Origin of the sequence: Streptomyces sp. KL109B (assembly GCF_030766935.1) — a bacterium.
Lineage (GTDB): Bacteria > Actinomycetota > Actinomycetes > Streptomycetales > Streptomycetaceae > Streptomyces.
The window spans coordinates 69,567-92,297 of record NZ_JASERL010000006.1; the positions used below are offsets into that span (position 1 = coordinate 69,567).

The 22,731-nt window shown below is 71.9% G+C and carries 21 protein-coding genes and 1 pseudogene; 18 read left to right on the plus strand and 4 right to left on the minus strand.

Going from position 1 to position 22,731, the window contains the following annotated elements:
• The first annotated feature begins 8 nt into the window (after positions 1 to 8).
• The 11 genes from RBJ65_RS21235 to hsaA all read left to right on the plus strand — a co-directional run bounded on the left by RBJ65_RS21235 (position 9) and on the right by hsaA (position 11,198).
• Complete coding sequence (locus RBJ65_RS21235) at positions 9 to 1,175, plus strand: acyl-CoA dehydrogenase family protein (protein WP_306316914.1); 1,167 nt, start codon at positions 9 to 11, stop codon at positions 1,173 to 1,175.
• On the plus strand, positions 1,172 to 2,143 hold the full coding sequence (locus tag RBJ65_RS21240) for a bifunctional MaoC family dehydratase N-terminal/OB-fold nucleic acid binding domain-containing protein (protein ID WP_306316913.1): 972 nt from the start codon (positions 1,172 to 1,174) through the stop codon (positions 2,141 to 2,143). The genes RBJ65_RS21235 and RBJ65_RS21240 overlap by 4 nt, the downstream gene beginning before the upstream one ends.
• Positions 2,143 to 3,258 (plus strand): acyl-CoA dehydrogenase family protein, encoded by a 1,116-nt coding sequence (locus tag RBJ65_RS21245; protein WP_306316912.1) that lies wholly within the window; start codon positions 2,143 to 2,145, stop codon positions 3,256 to 3,258. The genes RBJ65_RS21240 and RBJ65_RS21245 overlap by 1 nt, the downstream gene beginning before the upstream one ends.
• 53 nt (positions 3,259 to 3,311) lie before the next feature.
• Positions 3,312 to 3,737 carry a MaoC family dehydratase gene (locus RBJ65_RS21250; RefSeq protein ID WP_306317154.1) on the plus strand — a complete coding sequence of 142 codons (426 nt, stop codon included), beginning with the start codon at positions 3,312 to 3,314 and terminating at the stop codon, positions 3,735 to 3,737.
• The gene (locus RBJ65_RS21255) at positions 3,734 to 4,918 is read left to right on the plus strand and encodes a lipid-transfer protein (RefSeq protein ID WP_306316911.1); all 1,185 of its coding nucleotides are present in this window, start codon (positions 3,734 to 3,736) and stop codon (positions 4,916 to 4,918) included. Before RBJ65_RS21250 ends, RBJ65_RS21255 begins: the two co-directional genes overlap by 4 nt.
• Positions 4,915 to 5,781 (plus strand): MaoC/PaaZ C-terminal domain-containing protein, encoded by an 867-nt coding sequence (locus RBJ65_RS21260; RefSeq protein ID WP_306316910.1) that lies wholly within the window; start codon positions 4,915 to 4,917, stop codon positions 5,779 to 5,781. The genes RBJ65_RS21255 and RBJ65_RS21260 overlap by 4 nt, the downstream gene beginning before the upstream one ends.
• Positions 5,774 to 6,562, plus strand: coding sequence for a 2-keto-4-pentenoate hydratase (locus tag RBJ65_RS21265; protein ID WP_306316909.1), 789 nt, complete (start codon positions 5,774 to 5,776; stop codon positions 6,560 to 6,562). The genes RBJ65_RS21260 and RBJ65_RS21265 overlap by 8 nt, the downstream gene beginning before the upstream one ends.
• A gap of 108 nt (positions 6,563 to 6,670) precedes the next feature.
• Positions 6,671 to 7,603 (plus strand): 3-oxoacyl-ACP reductase, encoded by a 933-nt coding sequence (locus RBJ65_RS21270; RefSeq protein ID WP_306316908.1) that lies wholly within the window; start codon positions 6,671 to 6,673, stop codon positions 7,601 to 7,603.
• On the plus strand, positions 7,600 to 8,394 hold the full coding sequence (locus RBJ65_RS21275; protein WP_306316907.1) for an SDR family oxidoreductase: 795 nt from the start codon (positions 7,600 to 7,602) through the stop codon (positions 8,392 to 8,394). Before RBJ65_RS21270 ends, RBJ65_RS21275 begins: the two co-directional genes overlap by 4 nt.
• Positions 8,395 to 8,399: 5 nt before the next feature.
• Positions 8,400 to 10,013, plus strand: a complete 1,614-nt coding sequence (locus RBJ65_RS21280; protein ID WP_306316906.1) for a FadD3 family acyl-CoA ligase — start codon at positions 8,400 to 8,402, stop codon at positions 10,011 to 10,013.
• Positions 10,014 to 10,031: 18 nt separating this feature from the next.
• A complete protein-coding gene (hsaA, locus tag RBJ65_RS21285) occupies positions 10,032 to 11,198 on the plus strand; it encodes a 3-hydroxy-9,10-secoandrosta-1,3,5(10)-triene-9,17-dione monooxygenase oxygenase subunit (RefSeq protein WP_306316905.1) in 1,167 nt (388 codons plus the stop codon).
• Between the two features lie 105 nt (positions 11,199 to 11,303).
• Here hsaA and RBJ65_RS21290 read toward each other — a convergent pair whose 3' ends face one another.
• Positions 11,304 to 12,089 (minus strand): SDR family oxidoreductase, encoded by a 786-nt coding sequence (locus tag RBJ65_RS21290; protein WP_306316904.1) that lies wholly within the window; start codon positions 12,087 to 12,089, stop codon positions 11,304 to 11,306.
• A 100-nt stretch (positions 12,090 to 12,189) separates the two neighbouring features.
• Positions 12,190 to 12,807, minus strand: coding sequence for a TetR family transcriptional regulator (locus RBJ65_RS21295; RefSeq protein WP_306316903.1), 618 nt, complete (start codon positions 12,805 to 12,807; stop codon positions 12,190 to 12,192).
• A 213-nt stretch (positions 12,808 to 13,020) separates the two neighbouring features.
• Here RBJ65_RS21295 and RBJ65_RS21300 point away from each other — a divergent pair, with 213 nt between their 5' ends.
• From RBJ65_RS21300 to RBJ65_RS21310, 3 genes are read left to right on the plus strand one after another with little or no spacing between them, the layout of a single operon-like run.
• Positions 13,021 to 14,226 (plus strand): Rieske 2Fe-2S domain-containing protein, encoded by a 1,206-nt coding sequence (locus RBJ65_RS21300; protein WP_372341186.1) that lies wholly within the window; start codon positions 13,021 to 13,023, stop codon positions 14,224 to 14,226.
• A complete protein-coding gene (locus tag RBJ65_RS21305) occupies positions 14,226 to 14,513 on the plus strand; it encodes a ferredoxin (RefSeq protein ID WP_306316902.1) in 288 nt (95 codons plus the stop codon). The genes RBJ65_RS21300 and RBJ65_RS21305 overlap by 1 nt, the downstream gene beginning before the upstream one ends.
• 27 nt (positions 14,514 to 14,540) lie before the next feature.
• Positions 14,541 to 14,972, plus strand: coding sequence for an OsmC family protein (locus tag RBJ65_RS21310; protein WP_306316901.1), 432 nt, complete (start codon positions 14,541 to 14,543; stop codon positions 14,970 to 14,972).
• A gap of 7 nt (positions 14,973 to 14,979) precedes the next feature.
• Here RBJ65_RS21310 and RBJ65_RS21315 read toward each other — a convergent pair whose 3' ends face one another.
• Positions 14,980 to 16,485, minus strand: coding sequence for an alpha-N-arabinofuranosidase (locus RBJ65_RS21315; protein ID WP_306316900.1), 1,506 nt, complete (start codon positions 16,483 to 16,485; stop codon positions 14,980 to 14,982).
• 236 nt (positions 16,486 to 16,721) lie between these two features.
• Between RBJ65_RS21315 and RBJ65_RS21320 the strand changes: the two genes are divergently transcribed.
• From RBJ65_RS21320 to RBJ65_RS21335, 4 genes and pseudogenes are all read left to right on the plus strand, one after another.
• Positions 16,722 to 18,020, plus strand: a complete 1,299-nt coding sequence (locus RBJ65_RS21320) for an MFS transporter (protein WP_306316899.1) — start codon at positions 16,722 to 16,724, stop codon at positions 18,018 to 18,020.
• Positions 18,021 to 18,101: 81 nt separating this feature from the next.
• On the plus strand, positions 18,102 to 19,034 hold the full coding sequence (locus tag RBJ65_RS21325; protein ID WP_306316898.1) for a dihydrodipicolinate synthase family protein: 933 nt from the start codon (positions 18,102 to 18,104) through the stop codon (positions 19,032 to 19,034).
• 3 nt (positions 19,035 to 19,037) lie between these two features.
• Positions 19,038 to 20,045, plus strand: a complete 1,008-nt coding sequence (locus tag RBJ65_RS21330) for a hypothetical protein (RefSeq protein ID WP_306316897.1) — start codon at positions 19,038 to 19,040, stop codon at positions 20,043 to 20,045.
• A 161-nt stretch (positions 20,046 to 20,206) separates the two neighbouring features.
• A pseudogene (locus tag RBJ65_RS21335) lies at positions 20,207 to 21,248 on the plus strand (D-galactonate dehydratase family protein).
• Positions 21,249 to 21,313: 65 nt separating this feature from the next.
• Here RBJ65_RS21335 and RBJ65_RS21340 read toward each other — a convergent pair.
• Positions 21,314 to 22,711, minus strand: coding sequence for a hypothetical protein (locus tag RBJ65_RS21340; protein WP_306316896.1), 1,398 nt, complete (start codon positions 22,709 to 22,711; stop codon positions 21,314 to 21,316).
• Between the last annotated feature and the right edge of the window lie 20 nt (positions 22,712 to 22,731).

Below are 22,731 nucleotides of genomic sequence, written 5' to 3' on the forward strand. Positions count from 1 at the left end.
GAAACCACATGCAACTGCGCGAGAGCGCCGCGCAGCACGAACTGCGCCGCGAGCTGCGGGCGTACTTCGCGGGCCTGCTGCCCGAGGACGAACGGCGCCGCGCCGGAGAGGAGGGCGTGGGCGGCTCCCGGTTCCGCGAGATCGTCGGCCGGCTCGGCGCCGACGGCTGGCTCGGCATCGGCTGGCCGAAGGAGTACGGCGGCCAGGGCCGCTCGTTCGAGGACCAGTACGTGTTCTTCGACGAGGTCCAACGCGCCGGTCTGCCCTTCCCGTTCGTCACCGTCAACACGGTCGGGCCGACCCTCATGGCGTACGGCACCGAGGAGCAGAAGAAGCGGTACCTGCCCGGCATCCTCTCCGGCGACACCGTCTTCGCGATCGGCTACACCGAGCCCGGCGCGGGCACCGACCTGGCGTCGCTGAGCACCCGCGCGGTGCGCGAAGGCGACCACTTCACCGTCGACGGCGGCAAGATCTTCACGAGCGGCGCCAATACGGCCGACCATGTGTGGCTCGCCGCGCGGACCGACCCCGGCGCGGCGAAGCACCGAGGCATCTCCATCCTGATCGTGCCCACCGACGCCGAGGGCTTCTCCTGGAGCCCCATCCGCACCGTCGGCGGCATGGTCGTCACCGCCACCTACTACGACGGCGTCCGGGTGCCCGCCACCGACGTGGTCGGCGAGGTCAACGGCGGCTGGCGCCTGATGACGGCCCAGCTCAACCACGAACGCATCGGCCTCGCCGCACTCGGCGGACGCATGATCGACCTGTGGGAGCGGGTCCTGGAGTGGGCGCGGGACAACGGAACCCTCCAACTCCCTTGGGTGCGCCGCGAGTTCGCCCGAACCCACGCCCGCCTGGAGGCGATGCGGCTGATGAACTGGAAGATGACCGACGCCGTCGCCCACGACCGGCTCACCGGCGCGGACGCGGGCGCCGCCAAGACGTACGGCACCGAGACCCACATCGACGTACAGCGCACCCTGAGCCAGATCCTCGGCGCGGCGGGCCGCATCCGGCCCGAATCGCCCGGCGCGGCCCTCGCCGGGCAGGTCGAACAGCTCTCCCGGCAGGGCATCGTCAACACCTTCGGCGGCGGCGTCAACGAAGTGCTGCGAGACATGGTCGCCGTCCAGGGGCTCGGCCTTCCCCGCAAGGGGCGTGGACAGTGAGCGAGAACAGTGACGAGGAAGGTTACGAGAGGCGGCTCCAGGGCTTCGTCGGGCGCGAGTTGAGCCCCCTCACCCCCGGCCAGGACCCGGTCAACCAGCCGATGATCCGGCACTGGGCCGAGGCCATGGGTGACACCAACCCCGTCTACACCGACGCCTCCGCGGCCCGAGCCACCGGACGCCCGGACATCGTCGCGCCCGCGTCGATGGTGCAGGCGTGGACGATGCGCGGATACGCCGCCACCGTCGCCACTGTCTCCCCGCAGCCCGGCCGCCGCGCCTTCGACGAACTCGTCGCACTCCTCGACGAAGGTGGCTACACGTCCGTGGTGGCGACCGACTCGGAGCTGGACTTCGCCCGCGAACTCGGGCCAGGCGACCACATCTCCGTACAGGAAGTCGTGGAGTCGATCTCGGCGGAGAAGCGGACAGGGCTCGGCGCCGGACGCTTCGTCACGACCCTGAAGACCTACCGCGACCAGGACGGCGGGATTGTCGCGACGCAGCGCTGGCGCACCCTGCGCTTCCGTCCGGGGACCCCAACTCCCGTACAGGAACGGCCGATTCGCCCCCGACCCGCCCTCAACCGGGACAACGCCTTCTGGTTCGAAGCGACCAAGGAACACCGGCTGCTCATCCAGCGCTGCGCCTCCTGCGAGACCCTGCGCCACCCGCCAGGACCCTGCTGCCCGCACTGCGGCTCCCTGGAGTGGGACACCGTACGGGCCTCGGGTCGCGCCCGGGTTCACACCTTCACGGTCAACCACCACCCACGGCACCCGGCGTTCGACTACCCGCTGGTCGTCGCGGTCCTCGAACTCGCCGAAGGCACCCGGCTGATCGCCAACCTCACCGGCGTCGCCCCCGAGGACGTGACCGTCGACATGCCCGTCGTCCTCGACTGGCTCGACGCCGACCCCGACCTGACCCTGCCGGTGTTCCGGCCCGAAGCCACGGAGGACCGCTGATGGACTTCACGCTGGGAGAAGACCTCGACGAGCTGCGCAAGCTGGCCCGCGAGATCTTCACGGACCACGCCACCCCCGAACGGCTGCGCGCCGCCGAGACATCCACGACCCGCGTCGACGACACCCTCTGGGCGGACCTGGGCGCGGCCGGACTGCTCGCCGCGCCGCTCCCCGAGGAGGAGGGTGGCGCGGGACTGGGCCTCGCCGGGCTCTGCGTCCTGCTGGAGGAACAGGGGCGCCGCGTGGCACCCGTGCCGCTCTGGCCGGCCGTGCTCGCCGCGCTGGCGGTGGCCGGGTTCGGCTCGGCCGGGCAGCGGGCCGCGCTGCTGCCGGGCGCCGTCGACGGTACGAGCAGAATCACGCTCGCCCTGGAGGAGTTCGCGCCCGCCGACGCTCGTACGCCGCTGACCACGGCCGCCCCGGACGGGACCGGCTGGCGGCTCACCGGAACCAAGGCGGTCGTCCCGTCGGCGGCCGGCGCAGAGCATGTGCTGGTCGCCGCCACCACGGGCTCGGGGGCCGGTCTCTTCCTCGTACGACGTGACGCGCCCGGCGCGACGTGGACACCGGCCGAGACCACCACGTACGACCTGAGCGCCCATCTCGACCTGGACGGCACCCCCGCCGAGGCGGTCGGTGCGCCCGGCGCCGGTGTGCTGGAGTGGACGGTCGGCCGGGCCCGTACGGCGCTGGCGGCCGTTCAACTGGGCGTGACACAGGGGGCGTTGGCGTACGCGGCCGAACACCTCGGGGCTCGGGAGCAGTTCGGGCGTCCGCTCGCCACCTTCCAGGCGGTGCAGCACCAACTCGCGGACTGCGTCATCGAGATCGACGCGATGCGGGTGACGCTGTGGCAGGCGGTGACCGCGCTGGAGGACGGGCAGGACACCGAGCGGGCGGTGCTGGTCGCCAAGTGGTGGGCGGGGGAAGGCGGTCTGAACGTCGTCCACCGCGTCCAGCACGTCCACGGTGGCATCGGCGTCGACACCGACTACCCCGTGCACCGGCACTTCCTGTGGGGCAAACAGATCGCGACCACGCTCGGCGGGGCCGCGGCCGACCTCTCCCGGCTCGGGGATCTCCTGGCGGAGGCCGACACGGCGGTGGCCTCGTGAGTACGACGAGTGAGCCGGGTACGCCGAGTACGTCGCGTACGCCGAGTACGCCGATGACCCGTACGTACGACGAGGTGGCGGTCGGCGAGGAGCTGCCGCCGCTGGAGATCCCGGTGACCCGGACCCTGATCGTGGCCACGGCGCTGGCGAGCCGCGACTACCAGGACGTGCACCACGATCCCGAACTGGCCCGCGCCCGCGGCTCGAAGGACGTCTTCATGAACATCCTGACCAGCAACGGCCTGGTCGACCGGTACGTCACCGGATGGGCGGGACCGGCCGCGGCCGTCCGCTCCATCCGTATCCGCCTGGGCGCCCCCAACCACCCCGGAGACACCATGGTGCTCACGGGCACGGTCACCGCCAAGAGCGAGGGGAGCGAGGTCGTGGAGATCGCCGTGCGCGGCACCAACAGCCTCGGAGCACACGTCACCGGCTCGGTCACGGTACGTCTGCCGAAGGAGGCGGGCGCGCGATGACCACGGCAACCGCGCTGACGGGCGGCGCCGCCGTCGTCGGCATCGGCGCCACCGAGTTCTCCAAGAGCTCCGGCCGCAGCGAGCTCCAACTCGCCTGCGAGGCCGTTCTCTTGGCCCTCGCCGACGCGGGCCTCACCCCCGCCGACGTGGACGGCCTCGTCAGCTTCACGGCAGACACCAGCGGCGAGATCCACGTGGCCCGCAACACGGGCATGGGCGAGCTGACCTTCTTCTCCCGCGTCGGATACGGCGGCGGGGCAGGCTGCGCGACCGTGCAGCAGGCCGCCATGGCCGTCGCCTCCGGCGCCGCCGAGGTCGTCGTCTGCTACCGCGCCTTCAACGAACGCTCCGGCGAACGCTACGGACTCGGCCAGGCCGACCGGGCCATGGACACCGGCGCGGACCGGGCCGCGTACTCGTGGATGACACCCTTCGGGCTGAACACCCCCGCCCAGTGGGTGGCCATGTTCGCGCGCCGCTATATGCACGAATACGGCGCCACCAGCGAGGACTTCGGCCGCGTCGCGGTCGTGGACCGGAGGCACGCGGCGACCAATCCGGCGGCCTGGTTCCACGGCAGGCCCATCACCCTCGCCGACCACCAGGCGTCCCGCTGGATCGCCGAACCACTGCGCCTCCTCGACTGCTGCCAGGAGACCGACGGCGGCCAGGCACTCGTGATCGTCTCCGCCGACCGCGCCCGCGACCTGCCGCACCCGCCCGCGCTCATCCTCGGCGCCGCCCAGGGCTCGGGCGCCGACCAGCACATGATGACCAGCTACTACCGCGAACACATCAGCGGCATCCCGGAGATGGGACTCGTCGGGCGGCAGCTGTACGCACAGTCCGGCCTCCGGCCCGACGACATCGACGCCGCGATCCTCTACGACCACTTCACCCCGCTGGTGCTGCCGCAACTGGAGGAGCTGGGCTTCTGCGGGGTCGGGGAGGCGAAGGACTTCATCGCCGACGGGCACCTCGAACTCGGCGGCAGGCTGCCCGCGAACACGCACGGCGGGCAGCTCGGCGAGGCCTATCTGCACGGCATGAACGGCATCGCCGAGGCCGTCCGCCTCGTCCGCGGCAGCTCCGCGAACCAGCCCGAGGACGTCGCACACGTCCTGGTCACCGCCGGAACCGGCGTCCCGACCAGCGGCCTGGTCCTGGGAGCGGCCCGATGACCGCCTCTCCGTGGCGCGGTCACGAGCTGGGTACCCGCACCGTCGCGTACACCGAGCGCGACGCGATCCTCTACGCCCTCGCCGTCGGAGCGCGCGCCGACGAACTCGACCTCGTCTTCGAGGAACGCCTCAGGGTTCTGCCGACCTTCGCCCTCACCCTGGCCCAGTGGGCCCCCGACGCCCTCGGCGTGCTCGGCGCCTTCGACACCACGACCGCCGTGCACGGCGCCCAGCGCCTCACCGTGCGCCAACCACTGCCACGGGCGGGGGAGTTGACGATGACGGCCCACGTCGCCGAGGTGTGGGACAAGGGCGGCGCCGCCGTCTTCGACGTAGAGGTGCACAGCGAACACTTCCTGGCGACGTGGTCCCTGTTCGCCCCCGGTGGTGGCGGTTTCGGCGGCGAGCGAGGACCCGGCTCCCCGCGCCGCCCCGAGGCACCGGCCGACCGCCGGCTGACCCTGGCCACGCATCGCGAACAGGCCGCCCAATACCGGCTGTTGGGCGACCGGCACCACATGCACATCGACCCGGACGCGGCCCGCGCGGCGGGCATGCCCCGGCCCTTCCTGCACGGCCTGTGCACCCTCGCCGCCCTCACCCTGCCCGCCGCCGGGACCCTGGGCGCCCACCCGGCCGACCTCACGGACCTCGAAGCACGCTTCAGCGCCCCCGTCTTCCCCGGCGACCGGCTCACCGCCGAGGCCTGGGACGACGGGCCCGGCAGGCTTCGGATCGAGGCATCGGCGCACGGGCACCCGGTCCTCACCGGCGTCCGCACCCGTTTCGCCACCGCGCCAACCACCTTTACCGCCTCCGCCACCCGACAGCAGTCACCGTACGAGGAGAGCTCCGATGCTTGACGCGCCCCAACGCACCGCCGCCGCCGACCTGTTGTGGCGGGCGGAGCGCGACCGCGCCCCCGTCGACCCGCTCACCCCGGCGTTCCCCGGCATCGACGTCGTCGACGCGTACGAGATCCAACTGAGCAACATCCGCAGGCGACTCGAAAGCCCGGGGGTGCGCGTGCGCGGCCACAAGGTCGGCCTCTCCTCCGAGGTCATGCAGCGGATGATGGGCGTCGACGAACCCGACTACGGCCACTTGCTCTCGGACATGGTGCTGCCCGAGGACACCCCGGTCGAGGCCGGCCGCTACTGCGCCCCGCGCATCGAGGTGGAGATCGGCTACGTACTCGGAGAGAGCCTGCCCGGCGAGGACTGCACCGAGAAGGACGTCCTCGCCGCGACGGAGTACGTCGTCGCCTCCCTCGAACTCATCGACAGCCGGATCGCCGACTGGCGGATCGGCCTCACCGACACCATCGCCGACAACGCCTCATCGGCCGGTGTCGTCCTGGGGGAGCGGCGGGTCGCCCCGGGCGATCTCGACCTCGCCGACATCGGCGCCGTGCTGTTCCGGGGCGGCGAGGAGATCGCGCGCGGTCGTACGAGCGCGGTCCTGGGCGATCCCACCGTGGCCGTCGCGTGGCTGGCGCGGAAGGTCGCCGCGTTCGGGGTGCGGCTCGAGGCGGGGCACGTGATCCTGCCCGGCTCGTGCACGGCCGCCGTCGACGCCCGGCCGGGGGACGAATTCCGGGCGGAGTTCGAGGGGCTGGGTGATGTGTCGGTCCGGTTCGTCTAGGCGCGCGTCGCGACCACTGAGCGGGACAGCCGCCGAGGCGGAACCAGAATTCGTACTAGTTTTCAGCGCCGTACCCGCCAAGCAGCACACGAGAACGGAAGAGGCACCATGAGCACGAGGACCAGCCTGGAAGGGCGTACCGCCGTCGTCACGGGGGCCGGGGCCGGCCTGGGGCGCGGTGAGGCGCTGGCGCTCGCGGCGCAGGGCGCCAACGTCGTCGTCAACGACATGGGTCCGGCCGCCGATGACGTCGTCGCCGAGATCAAGGCACTCGGCCGCGACGCGGTCGCCGTCACCGGCGACATCGGCGACTGGTCCATGGGTGACCGCCTGGTCCTCGCCGCCCTGGAGACCTTCGGCAGCCTGGACATCGTCGTCAACAACGCGGGCATCCTGCGCGACAAGATGGTGTTCAACCTGACCGAGTCCGACTGGGACGACGTCATCCGCACGCACCTCAAGGGCCACGCCGCCGTCATCCGTGCCGCCGCCGCGCACTGGCGGTCGGCGAGCAAGGCGGCCGGAGGGCCGGTCTACGGGCGGGTCGTCAACACCTCGTCCGAGGCCTTCCTGTTCGGCGCCCCCGGCCAGCCCAACTACTCCGCCGCCAAGGCCGGCATCACCGCACTCACCCTCGCCACCGCGCAGGGCCTCGCGCGCTACGGCGTCCGCGCCAACGCCATCTGCCCGCGCGCCCGCACCGCCATGACCGCCGACGCGTTCGGCACGGGCGCCACGCCCGAGGGCGGCCTCGACATCATGGCGCCGGAGCGGGTCGCGACGTTCGTCGGCTATCTGGGCTCCCCGGCAGCCGATGACATCAACGGACAGGTCTTCGTCGTCTACGGAGACATGGTCGCGCTGCTGGCGCCGCCCACCGTCGAGAAGAAGTTCACCGCCCCCAACGGCACCTTCACACCGGAGGAGTTGGAGGCCGGTCTGTCCCCGTACTTCTCCGGCCGCGACCCCCACCGCACCTTCGCCGCGTACAGCGTCGCCGCGCTCGACACCACCGGTACGCAGCAGGGAGCCGACCGGTGATCGACAAGGACGCGTACGGCCCGTGGGCCGTCGTCGCCGGCGGCTCCGAGGGAGTGGGCGCCTCCTTCGCCCACCAACTCGCCGACGCCGGGATCAACCTGGTGCTCATCGCCCGCAAACCAGGCCCCCTGGAGCGGACCGCCACTGAGGTCCGCGCCAAGGGAGTCGACGTACACACCCTCCCGCTGGACCTGCTCGACCCCGGGGCACCAAAGGCGATCCGCGCCGTCACCGACGGCCTCGATGTCGGCCTCCTCGTCTTCAACGCGGGGGCCAATACCTACGGCCACGAGTTCGTCGGCGGTGAACTCGACCGCGTCCAGGGCGTGATCGACCTGAACATCACCTCCCAGCTCGCCCTCACCCACCACTTCGGTGCGCGGATGAAGGAGCGTGGCCGCGGCGGCATCCTGCTCGTCGGCTCCCTCGCGGGCTACATGGGGCAGGCGCGGCTGAGCGTGTACTCCGCCGTGAAGGCGTTCAGCCGGGTCTTCGCCGAGGGCCTGTGGCTGGAGCTCGCGCCGCACGGCGTGCACGTCCTCGAACTCGTCCTCGGAGTCACCCGCACCCCCGCGATGGAACGGGCGGGCCTGCGCATGGACCTCCCGGGCCTCGACGTCGCCGACCCGGACGACGTGGCCCGCGAAGGACTGGAACACCTCGCGGACGGGCCCCTGTGGGTGGCCGGCGGAAACCTCACCACGGCCGAGCGGCGCTCCGTGGTCCGTGACCGCGCGGGACTCGTGCGCGGCGCCCACGAGGCGTCCCAGCGCCTGCTGCCGAAGGAGTGACGGGCGTGCCGCTCGACCACTCCGCCACCGTCCCCGCCGTCCTCGCTCGCGCCGCGGATGCCTTCCCGGACGCGGAGGCGCTCGTCGACGGCGACGTACGGCTGACCAACCGTCAACTGCACGCGGACGCCCTCGCGGTCACCAGATCCCTCCTCGCCCTGGGGGTCAGGCGCGGCGAACGCGTCGCGCTGTGGGCGCCCAACAGTGCCCGCTGGATCACGGCCGCGCTCGGCGTGCTGGGCGCGGGCGCCGTCCTCGTCCCGGTGAACACCCGGTACAAGGGCGACGAGGCCCGCTGGGTGCTGGAGCGGAGCCGGGCCCGGCTGCTGCTCGTCGAGAACGGGTTCCTCGGGAACGACTACGTGGGGATGCTCGATGCCGTGGTGGTGGGGGAGCGGGGGCCCGTGCCAGGGCTCCCGGAGCTGGCCCACGTGGTGGACCTGGCCGACGCGGACGGCGGGAACACCTCCTCCGCCACCCCCTGGCCGGCCTTCCTGCGCCTCGGCGCCACCGTGCCCGCCGCCGACGCCACCGCCAGAGCGGCGGGCGTACGGGAGGACGACGTGTCGGACGTGCTGTTCACCTCCGGCACCACCGGACGCCCCAAGGGCGTGATGACCACGCACCGGCAGAACGTCCGCACCTACCTGGCCTGGTCGAAGCGGACCGGACTCGCCCGCGGCGACCGGTATTTGATCATCAGCCCGATGTTCCACTGCTTCGGCTACAAGGCGGGCGTCCTGGCCTGCCTGCTGCGCGGCGCGACCATGGTGCTGCAACAGGTCTTCGACGCGGCCGAGACCCTGCGGATCGTCGAGGACGAATCGATCACCGTCCTGCCCGGCCCGCCCACCATCTTCACCACACTCCTGGACGCGCCCGGCCGCGACCGCCACGACCTGTCCTCCCTGCGCCTGGCCGTCACCGGCGCCGCCACCGTGCCGGTCGCCCTGGTCACCCGCGTACGGGCAGAACTCTTCCCGGTCGTGGTCACCGCCTACGGCCTCACCGAGTCCTGCGGCACGGTCACCGTCTGCCGCGCCGACGACAGCGACGAGACGATCGCCCGCACCTCCGGACGCCCCATCGACGGCGTGCGGGTGCGGGTGGTCGACGCCGCCCGCCGACCGCTGCCCGCAGGGCAGGACGGCGAGGTACTGGTCCGCGGCTACAACGTGATGCTCGGCTACCTCGACGACCCCGAGGCCACCGCCGAAGCCGTCGACGACGAGGGCTGGCTCGCCACCGGCGACGTAGGACACCTCGACGAGGACGGACGCCTCACCCTCACCGGACGCTCGAAGGAGATGTACGTCGTCGGCGGGTTCAACGTCTATCCGGCGGAGGTCGAGCAACTCCTCAGCCGGCACGAAGCCGTCGCCGAGGCGGCCGTCGTCGGCGTCCCCGACGAGCGGCTCGGCGAGGTGGGACGCGCGTACGTCACCCTCCGCACCGCCGCCGAGACCACCCCGGCGGAACTGGCCGGCTTCTGCCGCGCGCACCTGGCGAACTTCAAGGTGCCCCGCGAGGTCGTCGTCCTCGACACCTTCCCGCGCAACGCGGCAGGCAAGATCCGCAAGACCGACCTGACAGACCTGGACGTCCAGCAGGACACCTGAAGGGGACGAGACGACACGATGGGGAACACGGTTCTTGAGGCGGTGCGCGCGCTGCTGCCGGACATCGCCGGCCGGGCCCGGGTCACCGACGAGAAGGGGCGCGTCCCGAAGGAGACCCTGCGCGAGTTGACCGACGCGGGCGTCTTCCGGATGTTGCAGCCCCGTCCCTTCGGCGGGCAGGAGGCCGACCCGCTCGACTTCTACCAGGTGGTCCGGGCCGTCTCGGCGGCCTGCTGCTCCACCGGCTGGCTCACCTCCGTACTGGGCGTGCACCCCTGGCAGTTGGGGCTGTTCGCCGCCGAGGCGCAGGCGGAGGTGTGGGGCGAGGACCCGGACACGCTCGTCTCGTCCGCGTACGCTCCCGTGGGCCGGCTCACCCCCGTCGACGACGGCTACCTCCTCACCGGCCGGTGGAGCTTCTCCTCCGGCTGCGGTTACGCCCGCTGGGCGCTGCTCGGCGCGCTCGTCGTCGGCGACCAGGGGCGGCCCGTCGACTTCCTGACGGTGCTCGTTCCCAGGGCCGACTACCGCATCGAGGAGGCGTGGGACGTCGTGGGGCTGCGCGGCACCGCGAGCGACGACATCGTCGTCGACCGGGCCCACGTCCCTCGGCACCGGCTGATCCGCAACTACGAGCAGGCCCAGCTGAAGGGGCCCGGCCAGAAGGCCAACCCGGGCCCGCTGTACCGGCTGCCGTTCGCGGCCGTCTTCACCAGCGCCGTCACCGCGCCCATCGTCGGAGCGGTCGCGGGCGGCTATGAGGACTACGTCGGCCGCATGAAGGAACGCACCCGGCTCAGCCTGGGCGGCGGCCGGTTCGCCGAGGACCCGCACACCCAGGTGGCGATCGCGCGGGCGGCGTCCGAGATCGACGCGACCATCCTCCAAATGGACCGCAACATAGGGGAGTTGGCGGCCTGTGCGGGTGCGGGCCGGGACATCCCGACGGAACTGCGCCTGCGGACGCGCCGGGACCAGGTACGTGGCACCGAGCGCGCCGTCGCCGCGATCGACCTGCTGTTCAAGACGGCGGGCGGCCACTCGCTGCGGCGCGGCAACCCGATCGAACGTGTCTGGCGCGACGCGCACGCGGGCAGCGTGCACGTCGCCAACGACGTGGAACGGACCCTGGCCATGTACGGCCGCGACGCGCTGGGCCTGACGGTCGAGGACAACCTGGTCTGAGCCGTGAGCCGTGAGCCGTGAGCCGTGAGCCGTGAGCCGTGCGCCGTGAGCCGTGAGCCGGCCGCCCGGGGCGCCTCGCCCCCCCCCGGACGGCCGGTCACGTGGTCACCCCGCGCCGGAGGCCTTCGCCGCGAAGTAGCGTGCGGGCAGCTCGCCGCCGCCGTGCACCGCGACATCGGCCCCGTTGACGTAGCGGGCCAGGCCCCCGGCCAAGTACAGACAGGTCCGGGCGACGTCCCCGGGGACGGCCATCCGCCCCATCGGGATCACGCCCGCGACCGCGGCGCCGCCGTCCTCCCCGTACACGGAGGCGGCGCTCTCGGTGCGGATCAGGCCGGTGGTGATGTGGTTGACGCGCACCTTCGGCGCCCACTCCAGGGCCAGGGCGCGGGTGAGGCCGAGCAGTCCGGCCTTCGCCGCCGAGTAGGCGGCGGTGCCCGGCTGGGGGTCGTGGCCGGAGACGCTCCCGATGTTGATGATCGAGCCGCCGTCGTCCTGGGCCCGCATCACCCGGTGCGCCGCCTGCGCGGTGTAGAACGGCGCGAGCAGGTTCAACGCGACGATCTTCTCGACGAAACGCGGCGAGACGGTCGCCGCGTCGGCGTCGGGGGACCCGCCCGCGTTGTTGACCAGGACGTCGAGGCGCCCGAACCGGTCGACCGCCGCGTCCACGAGACGGCCCGCGGCCTCCGGGTCACGGACGTCGGCCGCCTCGAACACGGCTCGCCGGCCGTGCGCCGACGGCGGGGCGTCCGGCTCGCTCCGCCCGCACACCACGACGTGTGCCCCGGCCGCGAGGAACGTCTCGGCGGTGACGTGGCCGATGCCCTTCGTCCCGCCCGTCACGACCACGACCCGCCCCGTGAAATCCAGTGGGTTGCCGATGTCCATGAGTGCTCCCGTCCGTTGTCGTCCCGGCCGATGCAATCAGCCGGGCCGAGGGCGGGCGGGGGCCGTCCCGTTGACCGGGAAGCGGGAGGCGCCCCGGGGCTCAGTGCCCGGGGGCGTTCGAACGGGCGGCGAGCAGCACCTCGCACGCGAGCCGGATCTCGACCTCGGCGTCGGCCTGGGGTGTGTGGCCGTGGATCGCGGCGACGAGCACGCCGTGCCAGCTCTTCATCAGCAGCCGGATCAGCCGGTTGTCGCGGTCCGTGGGGTCCGTGAGGCCGAGCAGCCGCAGCACCGTGCGGTGCACCTTGGCCTCGATCCCGGCGGCCTCGCTGATCGTGGCGGTGTGCGCGGCGTAGTTGCTCTGCATCATCGCGCTCGCCAGCAGGGGAGTGCGCAGCATGTGCCGCGTCGACCGCAGCAGGGTCTCCGCGACGGCGTCCACGGGGTCCGAGCAGGCGCTGATCTCCGGCGACTCGTCGTCCATGTGGTCGACCTGGTCGGCCATGATCGCGGTGAACAGGTGCGTCTTGGAGGGGAAGTACCGGTACAGCGTGGCGATGGCGACACCGGCCTCCTTGGCCACGTCGTGCATCTGCACATGGTCGAGGCCCCGTTCGGCCCCCAGGCGGGACGCGACCTCCAGGATGCGCGCGTACCGCGCCTTCTGCCCGGCGGACTGCGGCTCCGCCGCGGGGCGGTGCTCGGCGACTCTGGGCACTGGCGTCCCTCCTCCCGGTTCGTGGGCGCGTTCTACGGCCGCACCATGCTATCCGTGGGGCCCTGCCGCCCCCTTCCCATGGCCTCATCCCACTGCCTCGGCCGCCGCCGCGCACCCTCGCGTACCGCTCAGTGAGACCGGCCGGCCGCCCGCGCCGCCGCCCGCCGTACGTTCCCCGGGACGTCACAGGAGCCGTCGAAGGGAAGGCCACAGATGACCATGTCACCCGAAGTCCCCGAGGTCCGCGCGATCGAGGCGGACGTGCTTCCGGCCCGGTTCGCCCGCGGCTGGCACTGCCTGGGGCTCGCCGACGGCTTCCGCGACGGCGCCCCGCACACCGTGCGCGCCTTCGGGCGGAAACTGGTCGTGTGGGCCTCGGCGGACGGCCGGCTCAACGTCCTCGACGCGTACTGCCGCCACATGGGCGGCGACCTCTCCCGGGGAACGGTGGAGGGCGACGACGTCGCGTGCCCGTTCCACGCCTGGCGCTGGGGCGGCGACGGGCGCTGCACCCGGATCCCGTACGCCCGTCGCGTCCCGATGCGGGCGCGGACCGCCGCCTACCCCACCCTCCAACAGGACGGCCTGCTGTTCGTCTGGAACGACCCGGAGGGCAAGCCGCCCCCCGAGGACGTGACGATCCCCCGCATCGAGGGCGCCACCAGCGACGAGTGGACGGACTGGTCCTGGTACTCCATCACGATCGACGGCTCCAACTGCCGGGAGATCGTGGACAACGTGGTGGACATGGCGCACTTCTTCTACGTGCACTACTCGTTCCCCACCCGCTTCAAGAACATCTTCGAGGCACACACCGCCACCCAGTACATGGAAGGTGTCGGCCGCGAGGACGTCCGCCGCCCGCAGGCGGAGGGCAGCGGCGCGCCGCAGATGCTGGGCCAGACCTCCCTGGCGACCTACCACGGCCCCTCGTTCATGATCGACGAGCTGACGTACCACTACGCCGACGGCGATGTGAACTCGGTGCTGATCAACTGTCACTACCCGGTCGACGAGAACTCGTTCGTGCTCCAGTACGGCATCATCGTGCGCAAGGCCGAGCACATGGCCGAGCACATGGCCGAGCACATGGCCGAGCACATGGGCGAAGGCGCGGACGAAGTGGCCCGGAAACTCGGCGAGTTCATCAAAATCGGCTTCGAGCAGGACGTCGAGATCTGGAAGAACAAGGCGCGCGTCGACAACCCGCTGCTGTGCGAGGAGGACGGCCCCGTCTACCAACTGCGGCGCTGGTACGAGCAGTTCTACGTCGACGCCGCCGACGTCGGCGCCGAGATGACGGACCGCTTCGAGTTCGAGATCGACACCACCCGGCCCAACGAGGCATGGCGGGCCGAGATCGCCGAGAACCTCGCGAAGCGGGACGCCGCGGAGGCGGCCGAGAGCCGTCCGGTCTGATGGCGGCGCGGACCGACAACCGGCTCCACGACGCCCCGATGGTCGCCGTCTCCTGCGGGGCCTGCGGCGCGCGAGTGGAGGCACGTAAGAGCAGCTGGGAGCAGACCAGCATCCAGTGGGACGCCGAATCCCTCCGCACCTGCGCCGAACGCCGCGCCGCGCTCGGCGGGCCCGGACCTTCGTCCTTCACGGGGTGCCGGGCCCTCGGGACGGCGATCGGCGAGGCGGCGGTCAGCGGCCGGATCCGGGTCAGAAGCGACGAGCCCGAGCCCCCTGACCTGCCGTGAGCGCCCCGCCGAAGTACTGTCGGCGCCATGACTGACAACGCGCTGCGCTCCGTGTCCATCGAACGTGCCGGCCAGGGCCGGTTCACCGCGACCAACGCCCGTGGGGGCACCCTCACCTTCGGCACCGGCTCGGACACGGACTTCACCCCGGTCGAGCTCCTCCTCGCCGCGCTCGGCGGCTGCTCCGCCGTCGACGTGGAGGTCGCGACGACCCGGCACGCCGAGCCGACCGCGTTCACCGTCACGGCCTCCGGCGACAAGGTCGAGGACGAGAGCGGCAACCGGATGACGGACCTCGCGGTCACCTTCCATGTCACGTTCCCCGAAGGCCCGGAGGGCGACCGGTCCCGCGCGATCCTGCCGCGCGCCATGAAGAGCTCGCACGACCGGCTGTGCACGGTGAGCCGCACCGTGGAGGCGGGCACACCGGTCACCACGAAGGTGTCACCGGACGCCTGACACCGGCTCAGGCCGTGCGGACGACGTTCCAGGAGACCGGCGGCAGCTCCACGTACAGCTTTCCGTTCTCCACCGAGGCGCGGGGGTTGGGCCGGGGCAGCACGGCCTCCGGGTCCTGCTCGGTGTTCTGGGTCCTGGGGTCGTCGCTGGTCAGCGTCTGGGCGTCGAGGAGCCGCGGCTCCTCGGCGCCGCCGCGCAGGTCCAGCTCCACCCGTACCGTCTCCGTGGTCGACCGGTTCACGGCGAAGACCGCGATCTCCCCGGACTCCTCGTCGTGGGTCGCCACCGCGTCCACGACGGGTACGTCGCCGAACCGCTCCGTCGTGTGCGTCGGTGCGTCGATCTCGGTGCGCAGCACCTGGCCGCGGGCGTGCCGTGAGGCCTGGGCGAAGGGGTAGAAGGTGGTCTGCCGCCAGGCCTTGCCGCCCGGCGCGGTCATGATCGGGGCGATCACGTTGACGAGCTGGGCCTGGCTGGCGGCGTGCACCCGGTCGCTGTGCCGCAGCAGCGAGATGAGCAGGCCGCCGACCACGACGGCGTCGGTGAGGGTGTAGACGTCCTCCAGGAGCCGGGGCGCCACCGGCCAACTGTCGCGCGGCGGACGGGAGGCGGGGCCGCGCTGGTACCAGACGTTCCACTCGTCGAAGGAGATGTTGACCCGCTTGGTCATCTTCTTCGAGGCCCGTACGTAGTCGGCCGCGGCGGTCACCGACTCGATGAAGTGGTCCATGTCCACGGCGGAGGCCAGGAAGCTGGCGGTGTCACCGTCCCGCTCCCAGTAATAGGCGTGCGCGGAGATGTAGTCGACGTGTTCGTACGCCGCGTCCAGGACGGTGGCCTCCCAGGCGCCGAACGCCGGCATCGAGGAGTTGGAGCTGCCGCAGGCGACCAGCTCCAGATCGGGGTCGACCATCCGCATGGCGCGGGCGGTCTCGGTGGCCAACCGCCCGTACTCCTCAGGCGTCTTGTGCCCGACCTGCCAGGGGCCGTCGAGCTCGTTGCCGAGACACCACATGCGTACGTCGTGGGGCTTGTCGACACCGTGCGCGCGGCGCAGATCGGCGTACTCGGTGCCCTCGGGCAGGTTGCAGTACTCCAGGAGGTCGACGGCCTCCTGGATGCCGCGGGTGCCGAGGTTGACCGCCATCATCGGCTCCACACCGGCCTTGCCCGCCCAGCGCATGAACTCGTTGAGGCCGACGGTGTTCGGTTCGGTGGTGTGCCAGGCCAGGTCGAGCCGGGACGGCCGCTCCTCGACCGGGCCGACACCGTCCTCCCAGCGGTAGCCGGAGACGAAGTTGCCGCCGGGGTAGCGCACGGTGCTCACGCCGAGCTCCCGGACCAGGTCCAACACGTCGGTACGGAAGCCGTCCTCGTCGGCGGACGGATGCTCGGGCTCGAAGATCCCGGTGTAGACGGAGCGCCCCATGTGCTCGACGAACGAGCCGAACGTCCTGCGCCGCACCGGGGCTATGCGGAAGACGGGATCCAATGACACCTTCGCACTGAGCACTGCGCAGTCTCCTGACCGTGACGGGGTGTTGGGGTAGGGGTGTGGCGGGGGCCGGACGGCAGTCATTGTTAGCGCTCACAAAGATCACCGTCAAGGGTTCTCCAGGGGCCCCGGCCAGCCCGAACAGCCGCCCACAGCAAGATCATTGACAACCTCGCGGCACGGCCATAGTGTCCCGCTCGCCAGCTTCTCGAACGGCGTTCGAGATATCGAATGCAGTCGCATCGGAGGGCAACGTGGCCCCACAGACCCTGACCGCGCCCACCCCCACGGACACGATCGCCCAGCGCAGCCTGCGCAAGATCTCCTGGCGGCTGCTGCCGCTGCTGTGCGGGCTGTACGTCATCGCGTTCCTCGACCGGCAGAACATCAGCTTCGCGACGCTGTCCATGCAGGCCGAGTTCGGGATGTCGGCGACGGCGTTCACCCTCGGCCAGGTCGTCTTCTTCGTCGCCTACGCGCTGCTCGAAGTGCCCAGCAACCTCGCCCTGCACCGGTTCGGCGCGCGCCGCTGGATCGCCCGGATCATGTTCACCTGGGGCGCCATCACGATCCTCACCGCACTCGTCTCGAACAGCTGGCAGTTCTACCTGGCCCGATTCCTGCTCGGCGCCGCCGAGGCCGGCTTCTACCCGGGTGTCCTCTACTACCTGTCCAAGTGGTTCCCGTCCTCCCGGCGCACCGCGGCGATCGGCGTGTTCATGCTGGCCGGGCCGCTGGCGACGATCCTCGGCAACCCCGTGCTCGGCATGCTCGACGAACTCGGCGGCACCGGCGGACTCCAGGGCTGGCAGTGGATCTTCGTGGTCACCGGGATCCCGGCCCTCCTCGCGGTGCCCCTGGTGCTGCGCCGGCTTCCCGACTCGCCGGAGCGGGTGTCCTGGCTCCAGGACGACGAAAAGGCGTGGCTGACCGGGCAGTTGGCGCTTGAGGCCGAGGCCGCGGGACCCCAGTCAGGGAGGCCGCTGGCCGCCCTGCGGGACCGCCGGGTGCTCGCGCTGGCCGGCTTCTACCTCTGCTTCACCCTGGCCACGTACGGGCTCGGCTTCTGGCTGCCGACGATCGTCAGCGGGTTCGGGCACCTGTCCTCAGGCGCCGTCGGGGTGATCTCCGCGGCCCCGTTCGTCTGCGTCGCCGCCAGCCTGGTCGTGGTCCCGATGCTGGCCCGCCGCCGCGGCACCCCGCTCGGCTGGATCGCCGCCCTGCTCTGCCTCGCCATCGCCGGTTTCACCCTCACCGCGAGCGTCGACTCGCCCCTGCTCCAGATGGTCGGCGTCACGGCCGGAGCGGTGGGCAGCACCGCGTCGCAGCCGCTGGTGTGGACGACGATCCCGCGCTTCCTCGCCGGAGCCGCGGCCGCAGCGGGCATCGCCACCGTCAACGCCGTGGGCAACCTCGGCGGCGGCTTCGGCCCCATGGGCATCGGCGTCATCGTGGACCGCACCGGCTCCGCGGTGACCGGCCTCGTCCTGCTGATCGGCGTCTGCTTCGTGGCCCTGTTGGCGACGATGGGCCTGCGCCGCATGCTGCCCTGAGGCCCCCCGCGTCTCGGCGCCATACGCCCAAGACCGCGCAGGAACTCGAACCAACCGCCCCACAAGAGGAGTTGACCCGCGATGAGCGCACCGTCCCCGACCACTCCACTGACCGGTGTGGTCCCCGTCGTCCCCACCGTCTTCCACGCCGACGAAACCCTCGACCTCGACGGCACCGCCCGGGTGGCCGACTACCTCGTGGACAGCGGCGTCGACGGGATGTGCCTGCTGGCGAACTACTCCGAGCAGTTCTCCCTCACCGACGAGGAACGCGACCTCGTCGCCCGCACGGTCCTGGAGCGCGTCGCCGGACGGGTCCCGGTCATCGTGACGACCAGTCACTACAGCGCCCGCGTCACGGCCGAGCGCAGCCGCCGCGCACAGCGGATGGGCGCGGCGATGGTGATGGTGATGCCACCGTTCTTCGGAGCCACCATGGCGGTGCCGGGCCCCGCGGTGATCGACTTCTTCGCCGAGGTGGCCGCCGCCGTCGACGTCCCGATCATGGTGCAGGACGCGCCACTGTCCACCACCCCGCTGCCGGTGGAACTCTTCTACGATCTGGTGGCCAGGGTCCCGCAGGTGACCCACGCCAAGATCGAGGTGCCGGGCGCGGCGGACAAACTGCGGGCGCTGACGGCCAAACTGGGCGACACCCTCCCCGGCCCCTTCGACGGGGAGGAGTCCATCACGCTCGTCCCGGACCTGGACGCCGGTGCGGTCGGCACCATGTGCAGCGCGACGGTCCCGGGTGAACTCGGCGGGATCGTACGGCGGTTCCGGGCGGGGGACCGGGCCGGAGCCAACGCCGCCTGGGAGGCACTGCTGCCCCTGATCCACTTCGAGAACCGGCAGTGCGGGCTGCGCGCGCAGAAGATCCTGCTGGCCGAGGGCGGCATCATCGGCTCCGACCGCACGCGCGCCCCCTTCGCCCCCGTCGCCCCGCAGACCCGCGCGGGCCTCATCGAACTGGCCCGCGCCCGCGACCCGTTGATTCTGCGGTGGGCGAGCTGAGCAGTGGCAGGGCCTCTCACCGACGACCAGGGCCGGCCCAAGGAGCAACTCCGCGAAGTCCGCGCCTTCACCGACATCCTGGAACGCACCGACTTCCCGCGCCTCTCCCGCCCCGACACCGACATCACCCTGATCGTCGCCTCCTACCTGGAGAAGCAGTACCCCTTCACCCAGCGCGAGGACGCCGCCGACGTCCTGACCGCCACCCGGCAGGCCTACGTCGCCGCCCGCGAGGCCGACCTCCCCGTAGGCGTCTCCCGCGAGGCCGACGGACTCCCGGCCGACAGCGCCCTGTACCTCCTGCCCAGCGCCAAACAGCTCACCGCGCCGACCTGGCGGGCGCTGCGCGAGCACGCCGAACGCGGCGCCACCGTCTACGCCTCCTACTACGCCGGCTCCCACCTCACCCAGCGCGGCTCGTGGTGGCCGAAGCTGGACGAGACCTTCGGCGTGACCAAGCAACTCCGCTACGGCCTGGTCGAATCGATCGAGGACGACGAACTGCGCATGGTCTTCCAGCGCGACTTCGGGACCATCGACGCCGGTACGGAGCTGGTGTTCGCCGTCGCGGGCAACGAGCACGCCCGCAGTTACCTGCCCGTCGTCCCGGACGACGCGGAGGTGGTGGCCACCGACGGCCGCGGCCGCCCCGCGCTCGCACGCCGCCGTACCGGATCCGGCCAACTGGTCCTGTCCGCCTACCCGTTGGAGCAGATGGCCGCCCGGGCACCGGCCGTCAACCCCGAACCCACCTGGCGGCTCTACGCGGCCCTCGCCGCCGAGGCCGGTGCCACGCCGCCGGTCACCGTCGACGACGGCCGGGTCGTCGTCGACGAGATGGCGCACGAGGACGGCCGCCGCTTCGTGTGGTTCATCAGCGAGCACCCGGAACCGCTGAGCGTCGCGCCGCGGGTACGGAAGGGGGCGCTGGTCGGGTTGGACGACGGTGAGCCGCTGACGGAGATCGCGTTGGGTGCGTACGGGGTGGTGGTGGCGCGGCGCGAGTCCTGACCGGATCCGCTGATTCGCCGATCCGAACCGGTTCACGCCGCCTGACACCGACCCACCCCGACTGACTGCGAAACACCCCGACGTGAGCCGCGCCGGGACCGGCCCCGGTGCGGCTCACGTCGGAGTGTCCAGCCGTCCGCCCGTTCCGCGAGGAGCACAGCGTGCAGATCACCGCCGCCGACACCCTCGTCACCAGCCCCGGCCGCAACTTCGTCACGCTCCGCATCACCACCGACGACGGGCTCACCGGCCTCGGGGTCGCCACCCTCAACGGCCGCGAACTGGCCGTCGCCGCCTACCTGCGCGACCACATCGCCCCGTTGCTCATCGGCCGCGACGCCGGCGCCGTCGAGGACACCTGGCAGTACCTCTACCGGGGTGCCTACTGGCGGCGCGGCCCGGTCACCATGGCTGCCGTCGCCGCCGTGGACACCGCCCTGTGGGACATCAAGGCCAAGGCCGCGGACATGCCGCTGTACCAACTGCTCGGCGGCGCCTCCCGCACCGGCGCCCTCGCCTACGGTCACGCCTCCGGCCGCGACATCCCCGAGCTCATCGACTCCGTCCACGCCCACCTGGAGGCGGGCTACCGCGCCATCCGCGTCCAGAGCGGCATCCCCGGCCTCGACTCCGTGTACGGCGTCGCGGCCTCCGCCGCAGGACAGGGCGAACGCTACGACTACGAACCGGCCCGCCGCACCGAGGAGAAGGGCCCCGCCCGCCCCGCCGAGGAGATCTGGGACACCCGCGCCTACCTGCGCCACATGCCGCGCGTCTTCGAAGCCGTACGCCACGAGTTCGGGCCCGAACTGCCGCTGCTGCACGACGGCCACCACCGCATGACACCCATTCAGGCGGCGCGCCTGGGCAAGTACTTGGAGCCCTACGACCTGTTCTGGCTGGAGGACGCGACGCCGGGGGAGGACCAGGCGGCGCTGCGCCGCATCCGCGAGCACACCACCACGCCGCTCGCCATCGGCGAGGGCGAACCACAACTTCGGCATCCAGGAGTACATGCGCCACTCGACCGAGACCCTGGACGTCTTCCACACCTCGTACCGCTTCACGAACGGCCTCCTGCACCCGGGGGAGGATCCGGGTCTGGGTGTGGAGTACGACGACGGAGCCGCGGCCCACTTCGCGTACCGCCCCGCGTACCTGCCGGTGAACAGGCCGCGGGACGGCACGGTGCACGACTGGTAGCGGCCCCTCGCCGGGGCACCACCCTGACTCCGGTGTCCCGCGCCCAACTCCACGGGTGCCGGGGTTCACATACGGGGCGGTGGCGGTGCCTCGCCGCGGATGCGCCACGTGCCGCTCGCCGCGTGCCAGACCAGGCGGATGCGGCCTTCGTCCGGGCGGCGGGACGTCAGGTCGTCGAGGTCGAGGGCGGCGAGGGCGCGCAGGGCCTCGTCGGAGGCCTCGGACGACAGGTACAGGGTGATGTCGGCCTCCGGGTCGTCGATGACGACGAACTCCGCCGGCTTCGGGCGGGGTTGGTAGTAGTGGGCGTCGTCCGTCGCATCCGGGGATGCGGAGCGCCGCAGGGGCAGTCGGCGGATCAGCTCGCGGGCCTGTGCGTACGCGTCCTCGGCGGCCTTGGTCACCAGTGTCTGGACGAAGGGCAGCACGGCGGTGCTGACCAGGGCCGTGAGCGCGACCTCGGCCATGGCCATGCTGGGCATGGACAACGAGGGACGGGGGCGGGGCGGCAGGCTCCTGATTTCGTGTGCCCGACGGCGCCAACGTGCGGCCTCGGCCTCGCGTCCCTGCGTGGTGCGACGACGCGCCAACTCCTCCGCGGCCTCGCTGGTCTGCAGGCGGTCGTCGTCGCTGTTCGCCAGCTGTGCGAGCCAGTGTTCGGCCTCGGCGTCGCGTCCTTGGTCGGTGAGGAGGCGTACGAGTTTGCGCGCGGCGTCGTAGGGGCCGCCCAGGCGGCCGCTGTCCGCGATCCTGCGCAGCCAGTACTCGGCCTCGCCGAGATGCCCCTGGGCGGTGAAGTGGTCGGCGAGCCGCTGCGCGGCGGATCGCGACGTCCACTCCGACGCGCTGTCGGCGGCCGTGCGGAACCAGGGCAACGCCTCGTCGGTGCGGCCCTGTTCGAGGAGGTACTCGGCGAGCAGAAGCTGTTCGTGGTCGTCTCCGGCCTCGGCGGCGGCCCGCTGCCAGGGTTCGGCTTCCTCGAAGCGTCCGTCCCGGCGCAGGATCCGGAGCAGCTCGGCTCTGAACCCGGAGTGGCCCGCGGCGGCGGCGTGCCGGATCCAGCGTTCGCGTTCGTCGGCGCTCGACGCCGTGCTGGACAGGATGGAAATCGCGTCCGTGTTGCCGGCCTCGGCGGCCTTCAGCCGCCAGCGACGTCCTTCCTCGGACCACCGCGCGAACTCCCTTTCGCGGTCCGGATCCCCGCGGTGGTCCTTCAGCCGCGCGCTCGTCGTCGGGAACCTGCCGCCCAGCGCCATCGTGGTGCAGACACCGGCCAGTGCATGCATGGCGGCGGGGTCGCCCGTCTCCGCTGCAGCGCGTGCCCACGGCTCGGCCTGGGCGGTGCGGTCGCTCCGGTGGAGGTGATCGGCGAGGAGCACCATCGCGCGCACATCACCCCCTTCGGCGGCGACCAGCAGGTGTCGCTGGTGGGGGTCGTCCCGACCTTCCGGAGGCCGCATCATGCGCCGCTCTCCTCTCCCTT